Source organism: Enterococcus sp. AZ071 (genome assembly GCF_050499065.1).
Classification (GTDB): Bacteria; Bacillota; Bacilli; order Lactobacillales; family Enterococcaceae; genus Enterococcus_A; species Enterococcus_A ferrettii.
Genome location: NZ_JBIPAS010000001.1, coordinates 2,922,231 through 2,949,055 on the forward strand (window position 1 = coordinate 2,922,231; position 26,825 = coordinate 2,949,055).

The window sequence follows — 26,825 nt, forward strand, 5'->3', positions numbered from 1 at the left end:
GCGTCTCTTGTTTGAGTGTTGCCTTTTTTGATACCCCAAAAAAAGAAAGGAAGAGACAGGATGGAAAAGTATCAAGAGCTGGTAACGTTCATTTTGAAAAATGTAGGAGGTAAGGATAACGTACTAAGTGTGACGCACTGTATGACTCGACTGCGTTTTACCTTGAAGGATGATTCGCTGGTCAAAAAGGAAGAAATTGTTCAATCACCGGATGTGATGAGTGCGCAATTTGCCAGCGGACGTTTCCAAGTCGTCATTGGAACGCATGTAGCAGAAGTTTTTCAGGTGGTTCAGGAGAATTTGAATGGCAATGCAACAGCTGCGGTGGCAGAAGAAAAGAAAGGGATGCTTAGTACTTTAGTTGATACGATTACCAAAGTGATCACACCGGTTCTGGGCATTTTGACTGCTTCTGGTTTGCTGCAGGGGATTTTGGCTTTGCTGACGGCTACTCAGGTGTTGTCTGTAACCGATGGTGCCTACATCATTCTGCATGCGATGGGGCAAGCAGTGTTCTACTTTTTACCAGTTACCTTAGGCTATACCAGTGCCAAGGCGTTCAAAATGAATCCCTTTGTCGGTATGATGCTGGGGGCGACATTGATTATTCCAGAATTGATGACCGGCTTATCGGATGGCAATGTTTTGTATACGTTGTTTAAGGGTACGTTGTTCCAAACACCGGTTTACAATACCTTTTTTGGTATTCCGATTCTGTTCCCGGCTACTGGCTATCAATATACCGTCATTCCGATTATCTTTATCGTCTATGTTGGTTCAAAGGTGGAAAAATGGTTAAAGAAGGTTGTGCCCGCTGTAATTGCTCATAATGTGAATTCTTTTTTGACGATTTTAATTACCGTTCCTTTAGCAATTTTAATTGTTGGACCAATTACCAATGTACTTAGCTCGTTAATCAGTGCTGGAGTGTCAGGCTTGTATGACATCTCACCAATCGTGACTTCCTTGGTCGTTGCATTACTGTATCAACCGTTAGTCATCTTCGGTTTGCACTGGCCAATTTCAGCGATTGGGATTACCAACCTGGCACAATCAGGAGTGGACTACATTTTCCCAATGTCCTTTACTGCCAACTTTGCGCAAACAGCTGTGGTGCTGGCAGTGTTCCTGCGAACACGCTCGAAGGATCAAAAAGCCTTAGCAATCCCAGCGATGGTATCGGGTCTGTTTTGTATTATTGAGCCGGCCATTTATGGATTCAGTCTGCCAGTGAAGAAACGCTTTGCCTTTTCAATGATCGGTGGGGCAGTAGGCTCCTTGATTATGGCTTTTTCCGCTACGAAAATGTATGCTATGTCCTTTGGTATTTTAGGCTTTGCAGCCTTTATCAATCCTGAAACTGGCAGCATGAATGGCTTGATTATGGCAATTATCGCAACGATTGCGACCTCAGTAGTGGCCTTTATGTTAACCTACATGACCTTTAAAAAAGAAGATGATGTGGTGGATGAGCCGAAGAAGGAATTAGTAAAAACGGAAGTAATTGTGGCTCCGGTCACTGGTGAATTAAAACCTATCGAAAGCTCCGCTGACGAAACGTTTGCTTCAAAAGCCTTAGGCAATGGCATCGTAATTGTGCCGAAAAATGGCGAAATCATCTCACCGGTAACTGGTACGATCGAAACTGTTTTTCCCAGCGGACACGCAATCGGAATTGTCAGCGATACGGGAATCGAAATCTTAATTCATATTGGAATTGATACCGTCGAATTGGAAGGGGAAGGCTTTAAACCACTAGTGAAGAAGGGCCAAACCGTCGTTCAAGGTGAAAAAATTCTTGAGGTAGATTTAGAAAAAATCAAAGCAGCTGGTTATTCGGTAGAATCGCTGATTGCTGTAACGAATACCGATCAGTTTTTAGATGTAATGAGTGAACAGGCTGGCAACATCAAAGCTGGAGAGAAAATTTTGACGGTGATTCCTTTTAACAATCAAACGGAATTCAACAACTTAGCGGAGGTAAATTAAATGCGAGAAAAAATATGGGGCGTATTAGCCGGCGGTGCTTTAGGAGATGCATTGGGCATGCCCACCGAGTGCTGGTCACAGCAAAAAATCCGCCAACAATTTCCTAAGGGTGTAACAGAGCTGGTTGCCTCCAACGAAAATGATGTCTTTGGCCGCAAACTGGCAGCTGGAGCAATCACGGATGACACCATCAATGTCCTGATGATTCTATCGATGATTAAGAAGAACAAAGGCCGCATTCAGGTGGCCGACTATGTGGCAGAATTACGGGAATGGAATGATAACTCACCTGTCTCAGCTTTTGTTTCCGGACCGTCGACCTTGAAGGCTCTGGACAAAATTGCTCAGGGGGTGCCTATTGAAGAAACGGGAGTAACTGGTACAACCAATGGCGCCTCTATGAAGATTGCCCCCATCGGCTTAATCAGTGATTACCGCAAGCTTCCCGAGCTGATAAAAAATGTTGCTGAAATCTGCCTGCCAACCCACAACACAAAAATTGCTATTGCAGGTGCCAGTGCTGTCGCGGCCGCAGTAAGCTATACTGTTCGTGGCGGTCAATCGATCGAAGCAATTTGGCAGCTTGCTTTTGCCGCAATCGATGCTGCCAAAGAGTATGGTCATGATTTTCCAGCCGCTTCCCTGGCCTTCCGCATGAAGCAGGCTCGAAAAATTCTGCAAGAAGAATCCGATGAATCGATCATTCTGCAACGCTTGTACGAAGAAATTGGGACCGGAATGGAAACGATCGAGACGATCCCCAGCACTTTTGCAATCGTTGAGTTAGCAGCTGGTAATCCACTGAAGGCAGCACAATTAAGTGCTTCAGTCGGCTGGGATACGGATACCATTGGCGCTATCAGTGCTGCAATTTGCGGCGGTATGCAGCCAGATTTGCCGAAAGAAATGATCCGTCAAATCGAAGAGGTTAATGAGCTGGATTTTGAACAGCTGACTGACGAGCTTTTGCCGTTTGTTAGGTAGAAAACCACTTTATAGCGGTCCGCACGAGTGAGCTGCGGACCGCTTTTTCATTGACTAAACCAATGGCAATTAACTACTAATGCGAGTATTATAAAAGAAAAAACAAGGCAGTTATTGAAAGGAGATAAGCTCATGATTCAACTTATCCTGGGAGACATTACCAAACTAGATTTCCATGTGGATGCAATCGTAAATGCGGCAAATGCTCAGCTGATTCCCGGTGGTGGAGTAGATGGTGCAATCAATCGTGCAGCAGGTCCAGAGCTGGGTAAGGCGATGACTCAGATCGGCGGAACGCCTACAGGGACAGCTGTGATTACTCCAGCCTACAAGCTGAATGCCGAATACGTCATACATGCGGTTGGCCCAATCTACAGAGATGGCGAGCATGGAGAGGAAGACCAGTTGTACGCAGCTTATGAAGCTGTTTTTGCCCTTGCTCATGAGAAGGGAATTCATTCTCTGGCAACTCCGATAATCAGTGCGGGTGTTTATCATTATCCCAAAGAGGAAGCAGCACGAATTCTTTATGAGGTAGCTTCCCGCGAGGAAAACGAAGACCTGCAGGTGAATATTGTCGTGATTCGGGAAAGCTGGCTGCCGATTTTTGAGCAGTTAATGGAATAGCTAGTAAGAAAGCATCCTATGATTGAAGAAAAAAATCAATCATAAGATGCTTTCTCTTATCTAAGAATAAATCGCGCTTCTTTTCTGCAGCAAACCTGCTGCTGATTGGATAAAAGAAAATCTACGCAGGCCTGACCAATTTCCTTAGAAGAAAAATCGATGGTAGAGAAATTTAGCAGTTTACTATAGGATGAATTGCCTTCACCAACCAAATAAAAGTCCTTTTTATGCACGAAGCCGGACTCCTGAAAGGCTGATAGAATTCCGGCTGCAGTAGTGTCTCCGTTGGTGTAAAGATAGGTAGGAATGATTCCTTTAGCTGCATGCTCCTTTGCCCATGAATAACCACTCTCATAGTCATCAATTCCTACAAAATAGTTTTCTCCTTCGACTGCTGGGCCGAAATATCGTTCAAAAGCCTTAATTTTATTTTGAGTGGTGATACTTTGATCAGCACTTCTTTTCGTCACAAATACAACGTCTTGAATTTTCTTAGCGCGTAACTGTGAGAATAGCTGGTCATAGGCTTGTTCCCGGTCCGCATAGATCATGGGCAGTTCTGTATCATCTAACTTCTCAGTCGAAACTAGCTTGCCCTTCGCCATCAGTCGGCTCCAATTAATCGGATGCGGCGTTCGTGAAGTCAGGATTAAACCATCAAATAATTTTTGCTCCAGCATGGAATAGTAGTAGTTCTCGGTTTCTTGTTCATAATAGGTAGGCAGCAATTGCACTTGATAGCCTTTTTCTTTGGTTGCCAGTAAAACACTATCGATTAAGTGGTCATAACAGGAATTATTATAAGGAATTTGTACGCCGATTACGCCACTTTTACCGGTACTCAATTTTACGGCATTGCCGTTTTTGGTATAGCCGGTTTTTTTGATGACCTCTTGAACCAATTTTCTTTTTTCATCAGACACATATTGTTCCTCGTTAATAACTCTTGAGACCGTGGACAGTGAAACATTTGCCATCCTAGCAATATCACGAATATTCACTATTCAGTCGCACCCCTTTTTTATAGCAGTGCTTCAATCATATCAAGCACACTCTCCTGATTGTTTGTTCCAATAATTTTGTCGGCAGCTTCTTTGACTGCAGGCTGTGCATTTTCCACCGCGAAGCTGAAGTTGGCATATTCCAACATTTCGATATCATTTCCACTGTCTCCGAAGGCCGCTAGTTCGGCAGGAGAAATATTCCACGCCGTGCACAGCTTTGATAGTCCATAGGCTTTGTGAACACCGGGAATAATCAAATCAATATCGCCGTGACCGCTGGAAACAGGGACCAAGTCTCCCTCTAAGAGAGTCGTTAAGGCCGCTACTTTCCCGGGAATATTGATGTTAGGGAAGGATAGTGCGAATTTGAAGATTTCATCCTGTTCAGCTCTGATATCTTCAAAACGTTCCAAACGCTTAATACTAGGATAATAAAATTGTACACCTTCAAAGCGATCCTCCGGCAATTGCTCGGACACATACGCACTATTTCGGCCGCATAGAACGACAGCGGTTGGGTCCAAGGTTTCGATTTTCGCTAGTGCATTTAACACAACTTCTGTATCTAAGCGGGCATTATAAAAGTGCTCCCCCTCTAAAATAATATTCGCGCCATTCTCAGCAACGAAGGACATTTCTTTATGGTTGTCAGGAAAGAAGCTTTTCAATTGGTCATATTGATTTCCACTGGCAACAACAAATTTTATACCTTTTTCCTGCATTTGGTGGAACAGCTGCTGAAATCGTTCCTGGTTGTATTTCTTTTGATCATCTAGAAATGTTCCATCCATATCTACAGCAATCATTTTAATCCCCATTTTTCCAACTCCTTTTTAATATCTATATGAATATAATACCCTCTGAAACGCATCCCAGGTCAAGAACTTTTTGGCAGCGAGGGTTACTGATAATAAGTTTGATTGGAAAGAAACACGATACTACAGATTGATCTTTTTGAGCATCAATAATTTTGCTATAATGAAGCGCGAATAGTTGCAGTGTTTACAACTTGGCAACATCTTACCTTTATCCTAAAGACAACAAAGGAGGAATGCAAGATGAAGCATTTATGGAAAAAGCTGGTAGGAATTAGTTTGATCGTGGTAGCGGTATTTGTCTTTGGGCTCTTAGGTTATCAAAGAATGGTTGAAAAGGCCTTCGCCAATAATGAAACAATCGAAATACAAAAGGAAAACGACAGCAATTATCAACCGGCAGATGAAAAGACCTTGACCGTATTTTATGAAAACGAGCTAGCATTTGATGCGCGAATTATAACTGACCTGACCCAAAAGTATCAGCTAGACAAGAATCAAACAACAGTAGGGGAATTAACGAAAGAACAGTTTGATTATCTTCAGGCTTCCTATTATTTACACAGTGAAGCAGAAGCACCTATTTTAGCTAAAAATGAAAAACCGTCAACTGCTGAAGATTTTACCTATTCACTGGAGTCGATGGAAGGAGACGTAATGGCTATGGGGGAAGAGGATGATTCGGAGACCCCCATTTTAGCAATTTTGGAGAAGTATCAGGTGGATCCTGAGGGAAAAATTAAGGACTTGAACGTCGAAATAATCATGGAGATTTCTGCTGCATTGTTTCAAGCGTCAAGTCATCCTAAAGAGTAAGGAAGAATATGGCAAAGATATTAGTTGTAGAAGATGAAAAAAAGATTAATCAGCTGGTTACTATGAGTTTGGAAACCAATGGTCATCAATGCCTGCAAGCTTTTTTTGGGATGGAGGCTCTCACTGTAATCGAAAAAAATCTGCTTGATTTGATTATTTTAGACGTTCAATTACCCGATAAGGATGGTTTTCAGTTGATGCCTATGATCAACAAGTATCAAATTCCGGTGATTTTTTTGACCGCCCGCAGTGAAATTTCTGATCGGGTAAAGGGGTTGAATTTAGGCGGTGAAGACTATTTGGTAAAGCCATTTGCGATTGCTGAGCTTTTGGCACGGGTAGAGGTTGTATTAAGAAGATTCCAAGGTCCCAAGGAACGATTCACCTTGGATCAGCTGGAGGTTTTGCTGGAGGAACGAAGGGTTTATTTACAGGGAGGTTTAATCGAATTAACCCCGCAGGAATTCGCCCTGCTGGAAACCTTTATTCAATATAAAAATATTGCGCTGACTAGAGAACAGCTGCTGCAGCAGGCTTGGGGGATGGACTATGACGGGGATGAGCGAACCGTCGATGTTCATGTCCAGCGCTTGCGAAAGAAGCTGGCGTTAAATCAAAGGCTAGTCACTGTGTTTAAATTGGGTTATCGTTTGGAGGTTTCTTAAATGGAATTATGGAAGAAAAATTTCCTTTTTGTCTTTTCTCTATTGGAGATCATCCTGTTTGCTTTCTTGTTCCTGTTTCTGACCACGGATTTTTACCAGGAATTAAAGCAGGAGCAGCAAAACCTTCAGCTGACTACAGAAAATCTGGATAGCTATTTAGTGGATCAGGATAGCAGTATCCTCCATGTGCTGCAGCAAGTTCATCAGTCGCAAGAATTGTATTTTAAAGTGACCCGGCAGGATGGAACGGTAAAAATTTCCTCGCTTCCATCTGTTACACAGCACCAGTTGGACAGTTCAAGCGGCGTAGTATCAGCTGGCAGTTTCCATTATTTATTTTTGGAAAAGCAAGGAACTAGTAATGACGGAACGGTAAAAATCACTTATGTTCAAGATATCAGTCGGGTATATAAAAGCTTCCATCAGCAAATTCTGTTGACTGTTGCTTCAGGACTAGGGTTGTCTGTGGCGGTGGGGGCTTTGCTTTATTGGCAACTAAAAAAATTGTATCGGCCCATTCAAAACCTGTCGCATGAACTACGAACGCCCTTAACCTTGATTTCCGGCTATTCAGAGCTGCTTTTGCGGACGAAGCAGTCAGAGGAAAATCAGCTGAAAATGGCTCAAAATATTTTAGATGAGTCTAAATCACTGCAAAAAACCATCGAAGAACTATTGATTATGGGAGATTTGAAAGGACAGGAACCAAAGAAAACAGCCCTTCGTTTATCTGACTTAGTTAATGCACTACTGCCTAATTATCTAACGGTGATGCTGAAGGTTGAGAATGAAGAAATGGTCCAAGGCAATGAGGTTTTGTTGAATCGGCTCCTTGTCAATCTGCTGGATAATGCTATTCGGGATAACAACTCAGCGGAGCTTCATATTAGTCAAAAAAAACTCATCATTAAAAATCCTGCCAAAGAGCCTCTTGCAGCTAGTACGCTAAAAAAAATGAACAAAGGACGTAAGCTCGCTCCCCATGAATACCAAGGAACCGGGCAAGGCTTCTTAATTGCCAGAGAAATTGTATTGCTTCATGGAGGTACCCTGACGATCGAAAATAAAGCTGGCTTTGTCGAGGTGACAGCAGCTTTTTAGAAGACAGGAGTCACATTTCGGTAAGCGTAGAGAAGTTCCCTGACAAGAAATCAATCAACGTAAAAATAGTGCCAAGGAGAACACGACTAGTTGTGTTCCTTGGCACTATTTTTTAAGCTGTCGAAGCAACAAGGCCGCTAAAATCAGGGCATAAAGAATCGTAAAAAATGGAAAAGGTGCATACAAGCTTTTGCTCCTGGTAAGAACTTGAATGAACTGCATAGCAGAAGGTGCAAGCAGCCCGCCTAAATTGAACCCAACAACCATTAGAGAGGTTGAAAAGTTCAACTGCGTGCTGGTTTTAGAAATACTGCCAATATAATTGAAAATATGAGGAACCATCCAAGCAACAGGAACCCCCGATAGAAACAAGGCCAAAACAAGTAACGTAAAGTGATGATCCGCTAAGCTTACAAGAAGATTTACAGTAAACAGCAGTATAAGGTATAAATAAACTGTTTTATCTCTAAATACTCGATTCATTGTGCCAAACAACAAGCCGGCCATAATGCCAAAAAGAGGCATGATAGCTAAAAAAATACTTGAATTAACGTTCGCCCCTTTAAGCGCTACAGCCATAGAAGGAAAACGAACAATGATGGCAAAATAACTTATCATCATCAAGACTGCAAACAGGAAGAGACTATAAATGGAGGGATCAATTTTTTCTTTAGCTGAGGGCTTCTTCCGCTCCTCAACTGCTGCTTTTGGCACCTTTGTTTCAGGAACAAAGAAGTGAAGAATCAAGATTAATGGAAAAGCCAGCAGATAAACGGAGAAGGAATAACGCCATCCAAAGGTTAACAATAAACCAGCTAATAAGGTTAAGCTCGCCTGACCAATATTTTCAAAAGCATTTCGAATGCCTAGTAAGGAGGCCCGCAACTGACCTTCATAAAAAATACTAATAAAACTAATTGCCAGTGAATTAAAGAGTCCCAACCCAGCTCCTAAAATCAAACGGGAAAGAATGACAGCCGGATAACTATTGATTAGGATAGGTAAGCTGCCGCCGACACCAACCAACAATAAGCCTAACGTGACCGTTCTTTTCATCCCGATTTTGTCTGCAATAAGGCTGGATAGTAGGATAGAAAGGATGACAAATAGATTAGGCAAGGTACTTAAGATTTCCGTTTGTGCTTGCGAGATCCGCAAGTCACTTTTCATAATGGGCAAAGCACCATTGATAGCCGATGCACTCGTCAGCATTAGGGAAATGGCTAATATTGCCAACTTGGTTCTTAATTTGTGGATGTGGTTCACGTTTTCTCCTCCTTAGAAGCCAATCAATTCATTTTACTCTAAAAAGAGGAACAGGTGTATTAAAGTTTGATGGCGGTTTCAAAATTGGTAGGATAGATTACTTATGAAAAGGCTAAACATGTCCAGAAGTATAATAGTCAATTAATCTGATCATGAACAACTTTACTTTAACAGGCCATACAGACAAAATAATAAACCAACCCAATCATTAGAAGTCAGCTTCTAGTAATTGAGTTGATTTTATCGAGCTATTTAGCAGTTTTTCGTTTATAGATAAGCAAACCAGCTAAGGACAAGAGGCTCAAGCCTGTCAGTGTCAGAACAAGTGACGTATGCTCCCCAGTTTTGGGGTAGGTTGTACTTGAATGATTAGCTCCTGTCTGTTTATTGGAAGGGACAGGTGTAGCTTTATCTGTGACTGCTGAATTTTGCTGCTTGGCATAGATATAATTTACAGTAATTGGTTCCTTAGTAAAGCTGCCTGCAGCATTCTCTGGCAGCTTAGTCTGCATTAATTCATATCCGCTGATGTTTTTTTCAGTAGTTGTGTATTCCTGTCCTATCTGTCCAGTTTGAGTGTTTGAAGGAGCTAAAGATTCGCCATTTTCGTCAAGATAGTTAGTAGTTACGGTGCCTTCATCTACTACAATAGGATGATCAATTTTTTTGTATATGAAGGTCACGGTTTGTTCTTGCGCAGTGAAGGCTCCCTTCATGTTATTCGGCAGCTTTTCTTCAACGAGCACATAACCATCAATGCTTAATTTATATTGATCAGAGGAAACATCGTAGCCTTCCCCGATCGGTCCGTTAAGCGTTTGACTCTGTTGAATCTCTTTCCCATTTTCATCAACATATCTAATTAAAAGATTCCCCAATTGAACATTCGGCAGCTTGGAATAAACGAAGGTCACCGATTGAGGTTCAGCAGAGAATTGCCCCTGCGCAGGATCGCTATCAGCTTGGATCTCTTTGAAGGTAAAGCCTTCGATAGCAGTCGGTTCAACTAAGTACTCACTACTAACTAATCCATGGATGGTTTCTCGCTGTTGAATCTCATTTCCGTTTTCATCAACGTATCTAATTAAAAGGTTTCCTAATTGAACATTTGGCAGTTTGGAATAAACGAAGGTCACCGATTGAGGTTCAGTGGAGAATTGCCCTTGTGCCGGATCGCTATCAGCTTGTACTTCTTTAAAGGCAAAGCCATCGATCGTAGCTGGTTCAGCGAGGTAATCACTGCCAACTAATCCATGAATGGTTTGTCGTTGCTGAATTTCGTTGCCATCTTCATCAACATATTTAATTAAGAGATGTCCCAATTGAACATTCGGCAGCTTAGCATAAACAAAGGTTACCGTTTGAAATTCAGTACCAAATCGCCCTTGAACTGGATCGCTGCCTGACTGTACTTCTTTAAAAGCAAAACCATCGATCGCAGTCGGTTCGACTAAATAGTCGCTACTAACTAGCCCATGAATCGTTTCTCGTTGCTGAATCTCATTGCCCTCTTCATCCACATAACGGATTAAAAGATGTCCCAGTTGAACATTTGGCAATTTGGAATAAACAAAGGTCACCGATTGAGGTTCAGCAGAGAATTGCCCTTGAGCCGAATCGCTATCGGCTTGTACTTCTTTAAAAGCAAAGCCATCAATCACAGCAGGGTCAACCAGATAATCACTGCCAACTAATCCGTGAATGGTTTCTCGCTGCTGAATCTCGTTGCCCTCTTCATCAACATATCTAATTAAGAGGTGCCCTAATTGAACATTCGGCAACTTGGAGTAAACCAAGGTAACAACCTGTGGCTCAGCAGAAAATTTCCCTCGAATTGGCTCACTGTCGGCTTGAATCTCTTTAAAAGCAAAGCCGTCAATAGCAGCTGGCTCAACCAGATAGTCATTGCCAACCAGACCTTGAACCGTTTGTCTTTGTTGAATCTCATTGCCGTTTTCATCTACATAACGGATAGTAATAGAGCTTTCCATGTATATTTTCTTATAAACATAGGTAATAACCTTGGTTCCTTCTCCTAGGCTTCCAGATAGAGGGGCACTGCCAGCTTTAACCGCACTAAACGCATAGCCAGAAATATCTTTTGGTGTTTCGCCAGATAAATCGTACCAAAACCATGAGGGTTCTTCATGCTTAATCTCATCGGGAGATATCGCTTCACCCGCTTCGTTTTCATACCGTAAAATCAAATTTCCATAGGAAGTAATATTAAAGTTAAATTGGTCTCGGTCTTGGCTATTGCCTTGTTCTTCAAATATCAGGCTAACGTTTCCGCCTTTGATAAAAGATAGAGAAATTTCTGTTCTTCCAACATCACCTGAGGAAGGGGATACGGAAACTTCCCCATCCGCAGAGGCAGAATTGACCACTGTCCAAGGATAATTGCTAACTACAACGATTTTCTTTTCACTGCCAGATTTAATGACCTGACCGTCAAAGATTGACCCGGGTAAAAATTCCTGACCATCAATCTCCAGTCGAATATCTCCATATGCCTGAGGCTGGGTTTCGGCAGCTAGAGCACTTACCGGAAACAAAGCAGCAAGTAAAAATACCGTTATAATTTTAGTTACTATTTTCATGATGTGCCTCCTTGTCAGTAAATACTATCTACAAAAGAGGGATTGTTCAACTTATTTGATTGGTATAGCTTTTCTATAAAATCAAAGCAGAAAAGCAACAAACTAGCAGGCTCAGACATCATACGAATTTTAAGCATCTGATTTTTGACAGCTAGCTCGATTAACAATGCTTCCGTACAGTTAGTTTTGAAATAGACTTAATTGCAAAGAAACCGCAGCAGTTTTTGAGTCGATAAGCACATCTGCCTGTGCTTATCGACTTTTTTTCGTTAACGTAAACAATTTAGCCTATTTCCGCTTTTTCTTCTTGCCGCGCTTTTTGTCTGCTCGCCTTTTCAACCGCAGCTGTTCCCACCGTTCTTTTTTCTTACGAAGCTCTTCCGGACTTTCAAAGGAGGTTTGCTTTTTGGTTTCATTTTTTTTAGCACTTTTTTTGTCTTTCTTGTTCTCAGGAAGTTCTTTCGTGGCCACTTTTTTACTGAAATTCTTGTCGGGTTTATAATCAGGCTGATTCTCTGGTTCATCGTCCGTAAAGAATTCGGCCTGGGCATCCTTCAGCTTAATCCCACGTACAAAGGCTGTCAGAATCCGATCCACCAGCTCTGTGTCATCTGCCTCGGGAGGCACTATAAAGCCATCCAGTAAGAATTCAATCGATTCTTCTGGAGTCTTGTCTGCGTAGACATTATTTTTCGAATTGTCGCTAGACTCCATGGATATAGCAGGTGCTGGTGAGCCATCCGCTTCACCAATTTCTGATAGATTTTCCAAATATTTTAGGGCTTCTGAGATTCGTGGCAGCATAATTCTCATCATGTCAACATTCGGTTCTGTTTCTATTGATGCTTCACGCTCACTATCGTAAACGGGCTCAGTCGGCAAATAAATGTAGCGGACCAATTCCGTGAAGCGTCTTACGCCGTCTTTTTCAAGTATGGTTAGTGTGTTTAAGATGGATAATAGGGCAGTGGTTTCTTCGATCGTGTAGCAAGGATCAGCATCCTTTAGGGTAAAGCGATGCTTTTTGCCATTGGCGTCTTTATAGACAGTGGAAATGTTCATAAGTTCTGTTACTTCGCGGCTGCCAGAGTGCAGCATCTTATGTAGATGATCGGTTTTTTCGCGAGTCGCTTGCGTAACTGTTAAATACTCTTCGTGGTTTTCAAATAATCGGGAAAGGACCTGTTCCCATTCTTCAGGGGTGAAAAATTCTTTAAAATAGACGCAAAAATGGCGGACAGAGGCTAGCTCCTGCACATCGCTTTCTAAAAATAAACGACAAATTAAGTCTTGAGCTAAGAAGGAAAAATCAACGGGTGAAAAAGCATTGCGAACAAGTACAAAAACGGAGCTTTCCACTATGTGCTGAATTGCGTGATGCTCTGCGAAATACTCGAAAAAGCGGCGCTCGAGTCCTGGTCTTTTCATAGATAGAAGCTGGGTTTGCTGAAGTTTTTTTACGGTCATGGCGATATCTCCTCATATATAATTGTAAGTGTAGTGAATTTTTTCATGTTGTTTTGGTATCCGCTTCCATTGTAATGTATTCCAATAAAAAATCAAGTGTTTTTTTAAAAAAGGAACAAATATGCTAACATAAACCCTGCGAGTTAGCATATTTGTTCCTGCCTGTAAATATAATTGTAACGATTATTATTAAATGTATTGTTATTTTTTCTAGGGCTTTTTCGTGATATTATAGCGAGTTATTAAGGAGTTTTAGTCGGATTTTCGATTAATAAGTTTAAGAAATACTTAAGGGAAGTATGAATGGGAAGGAATAAATTTTTTTAGGTTTCAATTATAATTTTGAAGAATAAGAAGCTAAATGATTTTTTTGCTCGCCGATTTAGAGTGGAATGGCATAAGTTCAGAGATATAGGCAGTATCCAAAAACTTGTATGCGCTCATTTCAAAATAGAAGTGATGGTTTTTGGTTATCTTGGATAGTAAAATAAACGAAACAGCTATTTTATTTGGTCTAAACAACAAGGCCTCAGCATAAGAATGAATAGGAAAGGAGAGAGCAGATGTATTCTGTAGAGGAATTTTTTGATCATTGCCAAGCAAGGCAAGAAAAACCGTGGGAATGGGACTTTAAAAAGTGCTACTGTGATGAAGCAACGATCAACCACACAGATCCCATTACCTGCATGTTGAAGTATAAAAATTCTGAATTTAAGGAAAGACCAAGGTTTAATGTGTCAGGCAAAGCTGGGGCAAAGGCTGATTGTGACAAAGAGGCTTTTCCGCTATATAAAGCATTAGATTGGCAAGAAAACCAAACGGATATTATACGTGGAGAAGCGATGAACACCTTCATTACGACGTTCAACCGAGCTATAGTGAATTCTTCCAACAAAGATGAGGTGTATGCTGAAATTGGTATCGATCCGGAGAAGCAGCTTTCAGAACAAAAACCAATCCTATATCAGAATCAAAACTATCAACAGTTTGATCTGGTCGCAAAGAACTTTTCAGCCTTCGAACGATTCGCTATAATGTCTCACACCTTCGGAAATTTTACCGTGTTGCCGCATTGGATGAATACCGGCAGATATCTTTTCTCAAAAGACTATTGGGATATTACGCTACAATCCTTATATGAATTTCTGGAACCGCTGAATGCTTGGAAACGATTTGTCGATATCTATTTTCTTCACGTATTTGTAAATGAAGACTATACGCCGGCAGAGCTATGGGAAAATCATTTTTCAGGCACGATCCAACCTTCAGATGAGCAAATCGGAGAATTTCTAGAAAAGGCAAATGCTAGAATTGAACATCGTGGAAAACAGTTAACCAAGATTTTGTGTAGCAAAATTGAGAAAACCGATTATGCTTTCTATGAAGAGATCCGTGAAGTGAAGGGAAAATTTTCTAATCATTTTTGAACGAAGAAAGAAATCGTGTGAGTCCTCAGAAGAGTGCACGATTTCATTCGCTCATTGCTCCTTAGCTTCACTCATTCAAAAAGTGAGCGATCATCGTAAAAGAAGCGAAGTTAGGTAAAACAGTTAATAGCTTAATTATACAAAATAGAGATTTAGAGAAAATGCTTACCAGCTAAACTCTCGGTCAACATATTTGATAGATAACAAACTAAAATACTAAAAATGGAGTATTGACAAAAAATAATAACGATGCTATCATAATTTGTGTAAACGGTCACAACTGAATACAAGGATTGTTACTGGTGAGGCAGGCGATACCACAAATAATTGTGTGTATTTGCGTGTTCTTTTTTGTTTTTTAGGAGGTGAATTTTCTTAAGGATGATTATCAAGAAGAAATTTAATAACAATGTACTGATGACGACAGATGAAGAAGGCAACGAAATTGTCCTTATTGGAAACGGCTTAGCCTTTCATTCTCGACCAGGCGAATCAGTTGATGAAACCAAAATAGAAAAAGTTTTCCGCATGGAATCTGGCAAAAATTCCGAGCTGTTTGCAGACTTTTTAGCCAATACCTCAAAATCACAGCTGGAGCTGATTGAGAAAATCATCATTTATGGCGAGAAAAAGCTAGACATTAAATTAAACAAATATTTGTACCTGAGCTTAAGCGACCATATTGAGAACGCCATCCAGCGTCACGAAGAGCAGCTGGATTTAACCAACCCATTGCTGTGGGAAGTAAAGAAAATTTATCCAAAGGAATTTGAAGTGGCTTCTCATGCACTTACCTTGATCAAAAATCAGTTAGGTACGGACTTGTTGGAGGACGAAGCAGGGTTCATTGCGCTTCATTTTGTGAATGCACAGCAAAAGCAGGAAAAAATGCATCAAACCATGCAGATTCCCAAGATAGTCAAAGACATTTTAAACATTGTTTCTTATCACTTTTCGATCGAATTAAGTACAGAGGATATTTCCTACGAGCGCTTTTTGGTTCATTTGAAGTTTTTCGCTCATCGGGCAGTAACCAATGCCGATTTTCCGAAGTCCAATATTTCAATGCTGAAGCAGCTGGCTGCCTCATGGCCGAAAACCTATGCCTGTGTTGAGAAAATTGATCAATACATGCAGGAAACACAAGACATAGCAATCAATGACGATGAGAAGTTCTACCTGATGGTGCATCTTCAACGAGTCACTGAAAAATAAAACAGGATTGTTACTGGTAAAGCAGGCGATACCTTAAACGAGCTTTTTTAGGCTGGTTTTAGGTATCGCCTTTTTTATTTTTGAAAGGAGCAAAAAGCAATGAGAGAAAGCAGTTTTCCAAAAGATTTTTTATGGGGAGGAGCCATTGCGGCAAATCAAATTGAAGGTGCGTGGAAGGAGGACGGCAAGGGAATCGGGATTGCGGATTTGTTTGTCTATGATCCTGAGGTAGACACCTCGCAGCTTCATGTATCCAATATGACGAAGGCCCAAGTGCTGACGGCGATGCAAGATGAAGAGCATTATTATCCAAAACGGCACGGGATTGATTTTTATCACAGCTACAAAGAAGATTTGCGCTATCTAAAAGAAATGGGCTTCAAAACCTTTCGATTATCGATAAATTGGGCCCGCATCTTTCCTAATGGCGATGAGGCTGAACCTAATAAAAAAGGACTGGCATTCTATGATCGTCTGCTGGATGAAATTATTGAGAACGGGATGGAGCCGATTGTGACGATGCTTCACTATGAAATTCCCGTCAACATCACCTTAAAATACGGCGGCTTTCACAACAGAGAGGTGATTGATCTATTTGTAAAGTATGGAGAAACTTTGCTGGAGCACTTTGGCCAAAAGGTCACCTATTGGATTGCCATCAATCAAATCAATTTGCTGCACATCGAAACCTTTAATTCAATCGGTACCTGCATTGATCAGGTGGAGAATATGGAGGAAGCCAAATTTCAAGCCGTTCATAATCAAATGGTAGCCAGTGCTCGAATCGTCAAAAAGGCTCGACAGTTAAACAAAAAGCTGCAAATAGGCACGATGCTGGCGGATCTGACTGCTTACCCAGAAGACAGCAATCCAGAAAACGTTGTGTTGGCGCTCCAGCACAATCGCATGAGCTATTATATGACCGATGTTCAGTTTCGTGGCAAATACCCAGGCTACATTTTACGTTTCTTCGAGGATAATCAGTACCGTATTCAGCAGACCGAAGAAGACAAGGAGCTTTTGAAGGAAAATACGATGGATTTTCTAGCAGTCTCCTATTACTTTTCTCAGATGGTTTCGATTGAAAAAAATGGCAAGGATTATTTTGCCAGCAGTCCAAATCCCTATTTGAAGGCAAACCCATGGGGCTGGTCGATTGATCCAAAGGGCTTGTACAACTGTATTTCTCAGTATTGGGATCGTTACGAAAAGCCAATCATGATTGCAGAAAATGGCTTAGGAATGTATGACAAGCTGGAAGGAACTACTGTTAATGATGAGTACCGGATCACTTACTTAAGCAAACATATTGAGCAGCTGGAAGAATGTATCAGGGATGGCGTAGAGCTATTTGCCTATTGTGCTTGGGGGCCGATTGATCTAGTTAGTGCCTCCTCACAGGAAATGGAGAAGCGCTATGGTTTTGTCTATGTCGATTACGACAATTTCGGCAAAGGCACTGGGCAAAGATATAAGAAGAAATCCTTTGAATGGTACAAAAAAGTCATCGCAACCAATGGAGCAGAACGATAAAAAGAGGAGGAAGAAATATGGCAGGATTTGACGAAACATTTTTATGGGGTGGAGCAATTGCCGCAAATCAGTACGAAGGAGGATATCGAGAAGGCGGAAAGGGGCTTGGACCAGTCGATTATTTACCTACCAAGGCAGAGGACCGGGTGCATGTCATGTATCATCCGAGCTTGGCAGTGAGCCAGACCTTTGACTATTACCCAAGCCATAAAGCGATTGACGGCTATCATTTTTTCAAAGAAGACATCGCGATGTTTGCGGAAATGGGCTTCAAGTGCCTGCGGCTGTCGGTCAGCTGGCCGCGTATTTTTCCAAATGGAGATGAAGAAGAGCCGAATGAAGCCGGGTTAAGGTTTTATGACGAATTATTTGATGAATGCCTAACCTATGGTATTGAGCCGGTAGTAACGCTGAATCACTTTGACACACCTATGTATTTATACGAAAATTATGATGGATGGACCAATCGAAAGCTGGTGGATTTTTTCGTAAGATACGCTTCAGTGATGTTTAACCGCTACAAAGGAAAGGTCAAGTATTGGCTGACCTTTAATGAGATCAACATCCTGCAAGTACTGCCCTTTTTAGGCGGCAGCTTTGATCCAGAAAAATTCGAGAACAGCTTGCAGGCCAAATATCAGGCGGCACATCACCAACTGATTGCCTCAGCACTGGCAACCAAGCTAGCCAGAGAAATTGATCCAGAAAATAAAATCGGCTGTATGCTGGCTGCCGGTGAGGCTTACCCTAATACCTGCAATCCTAACGATATCTGGGCAGCAAAAATGCTGGATCGAGAAGGCTTCTTCTTTATTGATGTTCAAGTGCGAGGAAAATACCCTAGCTACAGTCAGCGCTTTTTTGAAGAAAATCAGTTAGTCATTCACCAAGAAAAAGAAGACGAAGAAATTTTAAAGCATACCGTTGATTTTATCGGCTTCAGCTATTATTCAACCAAGGTTGTTTCAGCCGATGATCAGGTACTTTCTAGTGCAGAGAAGACCGATGGAAATATTTTCTCAAGTCTGGAAAATCCTTATCTGCCAAAAAGCGAATGGGGGTGGATCATTGATCCGATGGGCTTAAGAATCACCATGAATACGTTGTATGACCGCTATCAGATACCGCTTTTTGTCGTAGAAAATGGTTTAGGTGCACTGGATGAGCCAAATGAGCAAGGGATAATTGACGATGAGTACCGCATCGATTATCTAAGAAAGCATGTCCTCGCTCTAGAGGAAGCAGTCAAGGATGGAGTAGAAGTACTGGGCTATACACCTTGGGGCTGCATTGATATTATCAGTGCCGGGACAGGTCAAATGTCTAAGCGTTATGGCTTTATTCATGTGGATTTAGATGATCAAGGCCAAGGAACCTTCAAGCGCAGCAGGAAGAAATCATTCAATTGGTATAAGCAAGTAATCGCCAGTAACGGTGAAAACGTATAGGGAGGGATCACAATGAATTTCAATGAAATGGCTAATCAGATTATTCAAGCGGTCGGTGGCACTGAAAATATTGATCAAGCTTGGAATTGTACCACACGACTTAGATTTAATCTTATCAATCCGGCTCTGGTTGATGATGAAAAGGTACAAGCAATTAAGGGCGTGTTAGGAACCCAAAATCGAAAAAATCAGTATCAAATTATTATTGGCAATGATGTCGCCGAGGTTTACAAAGAAGTAGAAAAACAAATCGGTCAGCCGGCAATGAAGCCTGCAACTGAACAAAAGAAAGCAGAAACCAATCCCTTCAGTACGATACTTGAAGTCATTTCAGGAATCTTCACGCCGATCTTACCAGCTATCATCGGTGCCGGTATGATGAAATGTATTTTAACTGTCCTTTCTCTGACTGGATTAGTTACTGCCGATTCTGGTATTTATACCGTGTTCTACATGATTTCAGATGCCGCCTTTTACTTTCTGCCTTTCTTGATTGCTGTCTCTGCTTCAAGAAAATTCAGAGTCAATGAATTTATCGGATTATCTGCTGCTGGAGTCCTACTGTATCCGACACTGATTAATGGCGCAGCTGAAGGCTTGGCACCCTTGAAATTTTTCGGTCTGGATGTTCCTTACTTAGGCTATAGTTCATCGGTTGTTCCAATCATCTTGACCATTTGGCTCATGAGTTACGTGTATCATTTTGCCGATAAATATATACCAAATGTATTTCGATTTATTTTAACACCGGTAGTCACGTTGATTATTACGATCCCCATTGCATTGATTGTTCTGGCTCCTTTAGGAAATTATATCGGAACCTATCTTTCAGCTGCATTGGATTGGCTGTTCTCTACAGCTGGACCTATAGCCGGATTTGCTCTGTCAGGATTAAATCCATTGTTGGTAATGACCGGAATGCACTTTGCAATCATGCCGATCGCCATTCAAAACTTAGCAAATACGGGATATGACAATTTTTGGCTGCCGTTTTGCTTAATTAGTAACGTTGCCCAAGCCGGTGCTATTTTCGCAGTTCTGCTGAAAACGAAAAATAAAGAACAAAAATCCATTGCTGCTTCTACCGGAATTTCAGCCTTGTTTGGAATTACCGAACCAGGGATGTTCGCGGTCACTTTTAAACTGAAAAAGCCTTTTTATGCAGCGATGCTGGCCGGTGGAATTGCCGGTTTAGTAGGTGTGCTTTTAGGCGTTCGGACCTATTCATTTAGTGCACCGAATATTCTAGTCCTACCAACCTATATAGCACCAGATGGCAATACACAGGGCTTAATAGCTATCGTTATCGCCTTGATCATCAGCTTTGTCCTTTCATTTGGACTAACCATGTTCTTGAAATTTAGTCCATTAGGTGAGGAAGACGCAGCACAAAAACAAGAATTTGAGGAAGTTGAGGTCGGCGATGCACTGATTGAGACGGAGACTAGTACGGTTTCTGAAGAAGTTTCAAGTCCCTTGAGAGGTGCTTTATTAGATATTCAAATGGTTCCGGATAAAACATTTTCTGACGAAATCGTTGGCAAAGGCGTAGCAATCGAACCGATCGAGGGCAAACTGTATGCTCCTTTTGATGGCGAAATTACCATGGTTTTTCGGACAAAGCATGCCATTGCGTTCAAATCAAACAAAGGTTTGGAGCTGCTGATTCATATCGGAATCGATACTGTCGAATTAGACGGAAAAGGATTTACCCTTTTAAAAGAAGCTGGTGCTGCCGTGAAAAAAGGTGAGCTGGTGATGGAGTTTGATTTAGAGGGCTTGAAGAAGGCTGGCTACAACGTCATTACTCCCGTTGTTGTGACAAATTATCAAGAATTTCAACAGATTAACAAGAACAGCTTTGACTGTCCAGTGGATGAAGAATCTGTTTTGTTGCAGGTGATGGGATAAGGTAGGATGAGTACGCGAATTATTGTTGCAAGTCAATAGCTGAAAAGGCAGTGGTTGAGAGTGTTTGACTCTTTCATTCCTTTTGGCTGTAAAGAAGCATTAGAATTTACCAGAGAGTAGTATTTTAGCCTTTGGTAGTTGGTTCAATGTAGAAATGTTGAAGATGAGTATGGAGAAAGCGAACTCAATTAAGTAAAGCAACGATAATAAAAGTGATGAAGCAGCCTATGATTGCGGAAAGACCAATCATAGGCTGCCATTTTTATTTCATCATCCGATCCAGCAGCCAGTCCACACCATAAGTACATGTCTTCTGTGCTTCATTATTGCCGCAATGAATATTGCCTTTAATCTCATAATATTCTTTATCGGTACTGGAAGCATTGCGATGAATGGTTTTCGCACCCTCCACACCGATGACTGGATCTTCTTCTGTATGCTCTACCAAGATGGGACAGGTAATATTTTTCAGCACATCATCCAAGTTCATGCGATGGGAAATTTCTGCTGCTTCATCCAAGGTTTCCACGTTGAACTTATTCAAGAAGTTGTATAGGTAAAAACGCTCAACCCCCGCAAAGGTGTGCATCGTCAATTGATCCAGCTGTGAACAGCCTCCTCGAACCACTAATCCAGCGAATTTATCCGGATAACGGCAAACGGCACTGGTAGCTAGATAGCCGCCAAAGCTTACTCCCATAATCCCAATTGTATTGCCAACCGTTGGATTTTCCAAAATATAATCAACTACTGCCAAGACAGCCTCATCATAATTATCTTCAGTCAAATACAGCTCACGATTCAAATTGCATTCACCCTGACCAGGCCCATCAAAAATCAGCGCTGCACAACCACGATCCACTACCGTTTTGGCGATCACAAAATTTTCTTCCTTGAAGCCAGTCGCTCCAACCACACAGATGATTACTGGAACGTCCTTCGGTGCATTGTTAGGCAGTGCAAGATAAGCGGGCATCATTTTGCCTTCAAAAGGAATCTCAACATATTGAACGCTTTCATTTTGTGACAATTGCTTGTGCCGCTTAAAGCTCTCCACCAGCTTGCCATAAATTCGATACTTCTCTTCGTCAAAGGCCTTGATCCCGTGATCCCCTAAACGATACATTGCATTGGCATTGAAGTAGTATTCACTAGCTGTTTCCTTATGCCCAGCTTTCTCGTTCTGCTTGGCATAGCTGTAAGCTTCATCCCCTAAACGTTCACACACTTCTACGAAATCCCGGGCATCCTCTGGGGCAACCTTTTCAAAGGTCTCCAGGTTCATCTCAGTTTCCGCCATCATTTTAAGAAAATCCTCCGGCGACATACCGCCTCCTAAAATCCGTCCAATATCTTGTGCAGGTGGTCTTTTTCTATTCTCCATTCGAATCGCTCCTTTTTTAGTACAGTGTACTGTTTGTAATTTAATAGTACACTGTACTATTCGAGATGTCAATAGCCTTTTTTCTGGTGTATACTATAAACAGAAGAAAACCTGTGCTGATTTTTAACCAGCAGCGAAAGAAAAAACGAGGTGACTTGTGTGACAGATACCAAAACCAAAATCTATTTAAGTGCCAAAGAATTATTCCAGGAGCGCGGCTACAGCGACGTTTCTTTACGAGATATCGCCGAACATGCCGGCACCACCATCGGCAACCTAACCTATCACTTTCCCAAAAAAGAAGCGATCATGCTGCGGCTTCAGGAAGAGCTCTACAGCACCTTCTTTAATTTCGTCGATGCCGAAATCACTGACGAAAATGCCCTAGACCTGTTAAAAAATTCAATTCAAGAAATTCAAGAAATCCGAAAGACCAATATGTATTACTACAAATATATCGTCAATATCCATGAAGAATTTCCTTCCATGAAGGAAGAGCTGCTGAAGTTCAGAAAACGGCTGACTGATTTTTATTTGAAGATCTTTTTGACGTTGAAGAAGACAGGGGTCATGCGCGATGATATTGAAGATAGTGAATATGAGAAGCTGACTGTGCTGGTTTCCCATTTGACTTATAGCTGGTACCAGATGACGAGTCCTTATTATGATAGGGAGGATGAGTTGGAGTTGAGTGAGGGGATGGGGGTGCTGGTGAAGGCTTATTTGACAGAGATTAAGGATGGATACAAGTAGATTTAGACTAATAGAATATTTCAAAATAGATATAAGGATAAACGCTAGTAATTCTTTCTGGAGAATCCAAATTTAAAAGTATAGTGCATACTAGTAGTTGTAAGTTCAAAAAAAGTGAAAAAGTTCGAGATAAAAAATGAAGCCCTCTTTTTTGCGTATTTTAAGTATAAAGGAGGGATCTATTATGCATTTAAAGCTTGTTGAGAATAGTACTTTTGAAATTTATGCTAGTAAAACCATAGAGTTTTTACTCAAAATGCATAATGAAAGTCTAAAGACACTATGCCAATTGCTTTTGTTTCTTAGAATTTTCGTCATTCATTGTAAAGTAAGAGATAGGAGGTTGTTACTGATAACAATATTTATAATGAAGTTTCGAAATAGCGTCCCGCATTAGTATGCGGGACGCTTTTTTTGCATTGCAAAATGCAATGCATATTTAATTGCCTTTATGCCATACGATGAATTTATGTATAAAAGGGAGGAATGGGTCATGGTTGAAAAGTTCAAAATAAAGCCTGATCGAAAAGAGACTGAAAATAAAACAATTAGATTTCCTTTGCCATTAATTGAACAAATTGAAAAAGCGATTGAAGGAGAAGATGCAACCTTTTCTTCTTTTGTCATTCAAGCTTGCAGATATGCGATTAAAAATATGGATAAAGAGGGAAATGACTAGCAGTAGTTTGTCTTGAGAAAAAATTCAATAACTATTGGAGTGATGAGAAATGCAGCTATTTTTTCAAGCATGTTCATTGAAAGATAAAAAAAGCGATAATTATAAAAATTACCAAAAATCTATAGTAAACGGTATTCCACTTGAACAATTTAGGGAGTGGCTTTCTATAGGGGAAACTGAAATTTCTTATGAGGAATTAGAAGCTTTATACCCTGAAGGTACAGTTTACTTATGGGGATTAATTGAGGGCAGCAAAAAACAGTGGGGAAAGCTAGATAACGATACAACAGTATTGTTTTATTTAGGGGATAATAAAATTGGATCTACATGTAATGTTTTGAAAACAGCAACCAACGATGAAATTGCTAAGGAAGTCTGGGGATTCAAAGAAGGAACCAATCAATTATTTAGACATCTATACTTTGTAGATAAGCCTAAGGACGTTGATATTAGCAGCTATGAGTTATTGAAAGATTTAGGATACACAAGTGGGAATGAACATTTACAATCATCAATCATACTAAAAAGTGTTGAGAAACATACCAAAGTATACAACAAAATTATAAATGGTAAGTACAAAGGTTCTCTGGAATTAAGATCGCCGAAAAAAAGCATCAGTGCAAAAGAAGGCAATCAAAAGAACAGTAATTCAAAGTTTTATATTTTCCATCAAGAACTCAAATATGGTTTTGATGAAAATGAGGAAATTCTCTGGTTTCCACAAATGAATAAAGAATCTATGGATGTACTTTCTTCAATAAAAAACAGGGATATTCTGTTGCTTTCATATAGCAATAGCATATATGCAGCTGTCAAAGCCAATTCCTCAGTTCACAAGGATGAAAGTGAAGAAAAATACAGTGTTAAAGTTGAAGGCTTACTTCTGGGAAAACAGGTAGATCTAAATGAATATTTAGAATTTTTTGAGAAAAGTTATTTTAAATATCTAAATAGTGTATTTATGAATCCTAATGAGCAAAACCAACTACATTTACTAAACCAATACCATGCTGCTTTTATTATGAACGAGGTACAGGCAAAGAGCAAAAATGCAAAGAAAAAAGAAAAACTTTTTTCTTGGAAAAAACAAGAAGTATTTGAAAGTCTTGCGGAGACTATTTCTGATGATGAAGTAGGATGGAAGAATATAGCAGATAATAAGTTCCAACTAGATAAATTTTCTGGTAAAGAGTCCTCTGAATTATTAGGAGAGTTGTCAGTATCTAAAACAAAAAGGTCTAACTTAATTAAGAATGTAGATTATGATAAGAACAATAGAATAAAAGGTGTTACTGGAAAAGTCGGTGAACAACTTGCCTATGAAATATTGAAGCAAAAGTATTCTGGTAAAGAGTATATTGTAAGACATGTATCAAGTAATTCAATGATCAAAGAGGACATGCTTGGAGATGGTTTAGGATATGATATCGTAGTTATTAATCAGAAGACAAAAAAAGAAATTTGTTTTGAAGTGAAATCGACAACTAGATCCAATGGTCCATTTGATATTACTGCAAGAGAAGTAGAAAAAATGAATGAAGTAATTGAATCAGACGACAAAGAGTATAAAATATTCCGCATTTTCAATTTGAATAAGGAAAAATTCTCTTTTGATTGGTGTGTATTTGACATCAACGAAGACTTTGAGAATGAGTTTGAGATGATTCCCACGAGTTTCAAATTCGGAAAAAAACAAGGTTTACAAAAGTGAATATTTAATAATTACTTTTTCTTTTTATGGAATGGCAACCTCTTTTTTGACATAAATTATGTAGTGTATATTTAACTGCTTGGTGCCTAGTCCGACTGCCCTTGACAACGAGCCTCCCTAGATGTGGTTGCCTCGGCGCGTGGCATACATTCAGGAATCTTGTCCCTACCCAGCGCAAACACATCCAGGCTCATTGTCAAGGGGAGGTTGCGTCAATCTCAGGTTTCGGTAGCCGATTGGTGTTTCATAACCAAGTGATCCATGGATTCGTAAATGATTCCACCAGTTTACGTAGTCAAAAACTTTCAGTTGTAGCTCAGCCGAACTTATTTGGATAAATAAACTCTACCTTAAATGATTTGTAGGTAGATTCGGCGACAGCGTTATCATAAGGACATCCTTTTTTACTTAAGGATCGTTTAATCTTAAATGTGTCTAGAATCTCATCAATTAGTCGGTTATCAAACTCTTTTCCACGGTCTGTGTGAAATAACTAGACGCTTGTTAGCGGGTAACGGATACGTTGAAATGCCTACTTCACTAACGGTGCATCCTTGTTGGGCCCGCAGGAGTGTCCAATAATTTCAAGGTTGAATAAGTCGATGATAAAGCACACATAATGCCACTTTGTACCCACACGTATGTAGGTTAAATCGGTGATAATTGCCTCCAATGGCTTACGATTGGCAAATAGACGATTTAACTGATTGCCAATCGGCGAATGCTTCACTGAAGCCGTGTGATGACGAAATTTGGCTTTCGTATAATTAGACTTCAAGCCACGTAAAGTCATGATACGTCCGATTTTTCTCCGGCTGACAATCATTCCCCGTCGAGCCAATGCGATCTTGATTTTTCGTGTGCCATAGTTTTTCCACTATGCTCAAATTCTTCTGTAATGGCTTCTTGCAGCTCCGCCTCGAAAGGTTGCTCTTTTGGTTGGTAGTAGTATGTTTGTCGAGAAATGTTAAAGACTTTGCACATCTCTGATATCGAGTGTTTGTGCTTGTTGGCATCAGTTACTTGTCTTTTCGTCCGAATATCAGCGCTGCTTGCCTTAAAATATCATTTTCCAGTTTCAACTGTTGGTTTCGTTTGCGAAGAGCAATCAGTTCCTTTTCAGCAGGTGTTAAGTTATCTGCTTCTTTAAACGAGCCGCTTTGTTTCGCTTGGCGTAACCATTTATCAAATGACGAGGGGGTTAAATCGTATTCTCGGATGATTTCAACTCTTATTTTTCCTGAGTTGTACAGGTCAATCATTTGTTGCTTAAACGGTAAATGTTCGTCGCTGTCTGTTTGACATAAGATGTTTCCTCCAGTGTGTTTACTTCTAGTTTACACACCACATTTTTTCTGTCTAGTCTAGTGTAGTCTATCCACCCGATTTTTTTATGTTTAGCATTCATTCTTTAAGAGAGTAAATTAATA

The 26,825-nt window shown here is 40.6% G+C and carries 20 protein-coding genes and 1 pseudogene; 14 read left to right on the forward strand and 7 right to left on the reverse strand.

Going from position 1 to position 26,825, the window contains the following annotated elements:
• The first annotated feature begins 60 nt into the window (after positions 1–60).
• The 3 genes from IGI49_RS14445 to IGI49_RS14455 all read left to right on the forward strand — a co-directional run bounded on the left by IGI49_RS14445 (position 61) and on the right by IGI49_RS14455 (position 3,600).
• Positions 61–1,989: a beta-glucoside-specific PTS transporter subunit IIABC gene (locus tag IGI49_RS14445; RefSeq protein WP_429962255.1), complete on the forward strand. Its 1,929-nt coding sequence runs from the start codon at positions 61–63 to the stop codon at positions 1,987–1,989.
• Positions 1,990–2,973, forward strand: a complete 984-nt coding sequence (locus IGI49_RS14450) for an ADP-ribosylglycohydrolase family protein (protein WP_429962256.1) — start codon at positions 1,990–1,992, stop codon at positions 2,971–2,973. It begins immediately after the preceding gene.
• A gap of 132 nt (positions 2,974–3,105) precedes the next feature.
• Positions 3,106–3,600: a macro domain-containing protein gene (locus IGI49_RS14455; RefSeq protein ID WP_429962257.1), complete on the forward strand. Its 495-nt coding sequence runs from the start codon at positions 3,106–3,108 to the stop codon at positions 3,598–3,600.
• 56 nt (positions 3,601–3,656) lie between these two features.
• Here the strand turns inward: IGI49_RS14455 and IGI49_RS14460 are convergent, their stop codons facing one another.
• A complete protein-coding gene (locus IGI49_RS14460; protein WP_429962258.1) occupies positions 3,657–4,601 on the reverse strand; it encodes a LacI family DNA-binding transcriptional regulator in 945 nt (314 codons plus the stop codon).
• A gap of 20 nt (positions 4,602–4,621) precedes the next feature.
• Entirely contained in the window at positions 4,622–5,422 is an 801-nt protein-coding gene (locus IGI49_RS14465; protein WP_429962259.1) for a Cof-type HAD-IIB family hydrolase, read from the reverse strand.
• 240 nt (positions 5,423–5,662) lie between these two features.
• On the opposite strand from IGI49_RS14465, the gene IGI49_RS14470 reads away from it, so the two are divergent.
• Genes IGI49_RS14470 through IGI49_RS14480 form a run of 3 tightly spaced genes read left to right on the forward strand, consistent with a single transcriptional unit; the run spans position 5,663 to position 8,001 of the window.
• A complete protein-coding gene (locus tag IGI49_RS14470; RefSeq protein WP_429962260.1) occupies positions 5,663–6,235 on the forward strand; it encodes a hypothetical protein in 573 nt (190 codons plus the stop codon).
• Between the two features lie 8 nt (positions 6,236–6,243).
• A complete protein-coding gene (locus IGI49_RS14475) occupies positions 6,244–6,900 on the forward strand; it encodes a response regulator transcription factor (protein WP_429962261.1) in 657 nt (218 codons plus the stop codon).
• Complete coding sequence (locus IGI49_RS14480; RefSeq protein ID WP_429962262.1) at positions 6,901–8,001, forward strand: sensor histidine kinase; 1,101 nt, start codon at positions 6,901–6,903, stop codon at positions 7,999–8,001. It begins immediately after the preceding gene.
• A 105-nt stretch (positions 8,002–8,106) separates the two neighbouring features.
• On the opposite strand, the gene IGI49_RS14485 is transcribed toward IGI49_RS14480, so the two are convergent.
• The 3 genes from IGI49_RS14485 to IGI49_RS14495 form a co-directional block, all read right to left on the reverse strand.
• A complete protein-coding gene (locus IGI49_RS14485; protein ID WP_429962263.1) occupies positions 8,107–9,267 on the reverse strand; it encodes an MFS transporter in 1,161 nt (386 codons plus the stop codon).
• Between the two features lie 248 nt (positions 9,268–9,515).
• Positions 9,516–11,867: a MucBP domain-containing protein gene (locus IGI49_RS14490; protein WP_429962264.1), complete on the reverse strand. Its 2,352-nt coding sequence runs from the start codon at positions 11,865–11,867 to the stop codon at positions 9,516–9,518.
• Between the two features lie 288 nt (positions 11,868–12,155).
• Complete coding sequence (locus IGI49_RS14495) at positions 12,156–13,334, reverse strand: hypothetical protein (protein WP_429962265.1); 1,179 nt, start codon at positions 13,332–13,334, stop codon at positions 12,156–12,158.
• Between the two features lie 563 nt (positions 13,335–13,897).
• Between IGI49_RS14495 and IGI49_RS14500 the strand changes: the two genes are divergently transcribed.
• From IGI49_RS14500 to IGI49_RS14520, 5 genes are all read left to right on the forward strand, one after another.
• Positions 13,898–14,761: a hypothetical protein gene (locus tag IGI49_RS14500; protein ID WP_429962266.1), complete on the forward strand. Its 864-nt coding sequence runs from the start codon at positions 13,898–13,900 to the stop codon at positions 14,759–14,761.
• Between the two features lie 381 nt (positions 14,762–15,142).
• On the forward strand, positions 15,143–15,976 hold the full coding sequence (gene licT / locus IGI49_RS14505; protein ID WP_429962267.1) for a BglG family transcription antiterminator LicT: 834 nt from the start codon (positions 15,143–15,145) through the stop codon (positions 15,974–15,976).
• Between the two features lie 99 nt (positions 15,977–16,075).
• Positions 16,076–17,509, forward strand: a complete 1,434-nt coding sequence (locus tag IGI49_RS14510) for a glycoside hydrolase family 1 protein (RefSeq protein WP_429962268.1) — start codon at positions 16,076–16,078, stop codon at positions 17,507–17,509.
• 17 nt (positions 17,510–17,526) lie between these two features.
• Positions 17,527–18,957, forward strand: coding sequence for a 6-phospho-beta-glucosidase (locus IGI49_RS14515; RefSeq protein WP_429962269.1), 1,431 nt, complete (start codon positions 17,527–17,529; stop codon positions 18,955–18,957).
• 12 nt (positions 18,958–18,969) lie between these two features.
• The gene (locus IGI49_RS14520) at positions 18,970–20,868 is read left to right on the forward strand and encodes a beta-glucoside-specific PTS transporter subunit IIABC (protein ID WP_429962270.1); all 1,899 of its coding nucleotides are present in this window, start codon (positions 18,970–18,972) and stop codon (positions 20,866–20,868) included.
• A 262-nt stretch (positions 20,869–21,130) separates the two neighbouring features.
• On the opposite strand, the gene IGI49_RS14525 is transcribed toward IGI49_RS14520, so the two are convergent.
• Positions 21,131–22,252, reverse strand: coding sequence for an alpha/beta hydrolase family protein (locus tag IGI49_RS14525; RefSeq protein ID WP_429962271.1), 1,122 nt, complete (start codon positions 22,250–22,252; stop codon positions 21,131–21,133).
• Positions 22,253–22,411: 159 nt separating this feature from the next.
• On the opposite strand from IGI49_RS14525, the gene IGI49_RS14530 reads away from it, so the two are divergent.
• The 3 genes from IGI49_RS14530 to IGI49_RS14540 all read left to right on the forward strand — a co-directional run bounded on the left by IGI49_RS14530 (position 22,412) and on the right by IGI49_RS14540 (position 25,395).
• A complete protein-coding gene (locus tag IGI49_RS14530; protein ID WP_429962272.1) occupies positions 22,412–23,005 on the forward strand; it encodes a TetR/AcrR family transcriptional regulator in 594 nt (197 codons plus the stop codon).
• Between the two features lie 493 nt (positions 23,006–23,498).
• Complete coding sequence (locus tag IGI49_RS14535; RefSeq protein WP_429962273.1) at positions 23,499–23,684, forward strand: YlcI/YnfO family protein; 186 nt, start codon at positions 23,499–23,501, stop codon at positions 23,682–23,684.
• A gap of 49 nt (positions 23,685–23,733) precedes the next feature.
• Positions 23,734–25,395, forward strand: a complete 1,662-nt coding sequence (locus IGI49_RS14540; RefSeq protein WP_429962274.1) for a DUF3883 domain-containing protein — start codon at positions 23,734–23,736, stop codon at positions 25,393–25,395.
• Between the two features lie 165 nt (positions 25,396–25,560).
• On the opposite strand, the pseudogene IGI49_RS14545 reads toward IGI49_RS14540, so the two are convergent.
• Positions 25,561–26,700: pseudogene (locus tag IGI49_RS14545) on the reverse strand (IS3 family transposase).
• Between the last annotated feature and the right edge of the window lie 125 nt (positions 26,701–26,825).

Coding starts and splice junctions, on each gene's coding strand:
- IGI49_RS14445 (WP_429962255.1), top strand. CDS start 61: ATGGAAAAGTATCAAGAGCTGGTAACGTTCATTTTGAAAAATGTAGGA.
- IGI49_RS14450 (WP_429962256.1), top strand. CDS start 1,990: ATGCGAGAAAAAATATGGGGCGTATTAGCCGGCGGTGCTTTAGGAGAT.
- IGI49_RS14455 (WP_429962257.1), top strand. CDS start 3,106: ATGATTCAACTTATCCTGGGAGACATTACCAAACTAGATTTCCATGTG.
- IGI49_RS14465 (WP_429962259.1), bottom strand. CDS start 5,422: ATGGGGATTAAAATGATTGCTGTAGATATGGATGGAACATTTCTAGAT.
- IGI49_RS14470 (WP_429962260.1), top strand. CDS start 5,663: ATGAAGCATTTATGGAAAAAGCTGGTAGGAATTAGTTTGATCGTGGTA.
- IGI49_RS14475 (WP_429962261.1), top strand. CDS start 6,244: ATGGCAAAGATATTAGTTGTAGAAGATGAAAAAAAGATTAATCAGCTG.
- IGI49_RS14480 (WP_429962262.1), top strand. CDS start 6,901: ATGGAATTATGGAAGAAAAATTTCCTTTTTGTCTTTTCTCTATTGGAG.
- IGI49_RS14490 (WP_429962264.1), bottom strand. CDS start 11,867: ATGAAAATAGTAACTAAAATTATAACGGTATTTTTACTTGCTGCTTTG.
- IGI49_RS14495 (WP_429962265.1), bottom strand. CDS start 13,334: ATGACCGTAAAAAAACTTCAGCAAACCCAGCTTCTATCTATGAAAAGA.
- IGI49_RS14500 (WP_429962266.1), top strand. CDS start 13,898: ATGTATTCTGTAGAGGAATTTTTTGATCATTGCCAAGCAAGGCAAGAA.
- licT (WP_429962267.1), top strand. CDS start 15,143: ATGATTATCAAGAAGAAATTTAATAACAATGTACTGATGACGACAGAT.
- IGI49_RS14510 (WP_429962268.1), top strand. CDS start 16,076: ATGAGAGAAAGCAGTTTTCCAAAAGATTTTTTATGGGGAGGAGCCATT.
- IGI49_RS14515 (WP_429962269.1), top strand. CDS start 17,527: ATGGCAGGATTTGACGAAACATTTTTATGGGGTGGAGCAATTGCCGCA.
- IGI49_RS14520 (WP_429962270.1), top strand. CDS start 18,970: ATGAATTTCAATGAAATGGCTAATCAGATTATTCAAGCGGTCGGTGGC.
- IGI49_RS14525 (WP_429962271.1), bottom strand. CDS start 22,252: ATGGAGAATAGAAAAAGACCACCTGCACAAGATATTGGACGGATTTTA.
- IGI49_RS14535 (WP_429962273.1), top strand. CDS start 23,499: ATGGTTGAAAAGTTCAAAATAAAGCCTGATCGAAAAGAGACTGAAAAT.
- IGI49_RS14540 (WP_429962274.1), top strand. CDS start 23,734: ATGCAGCTATTTTTTCAAGCATGTTCATTGAAAGATAAAAAAAGCGAT.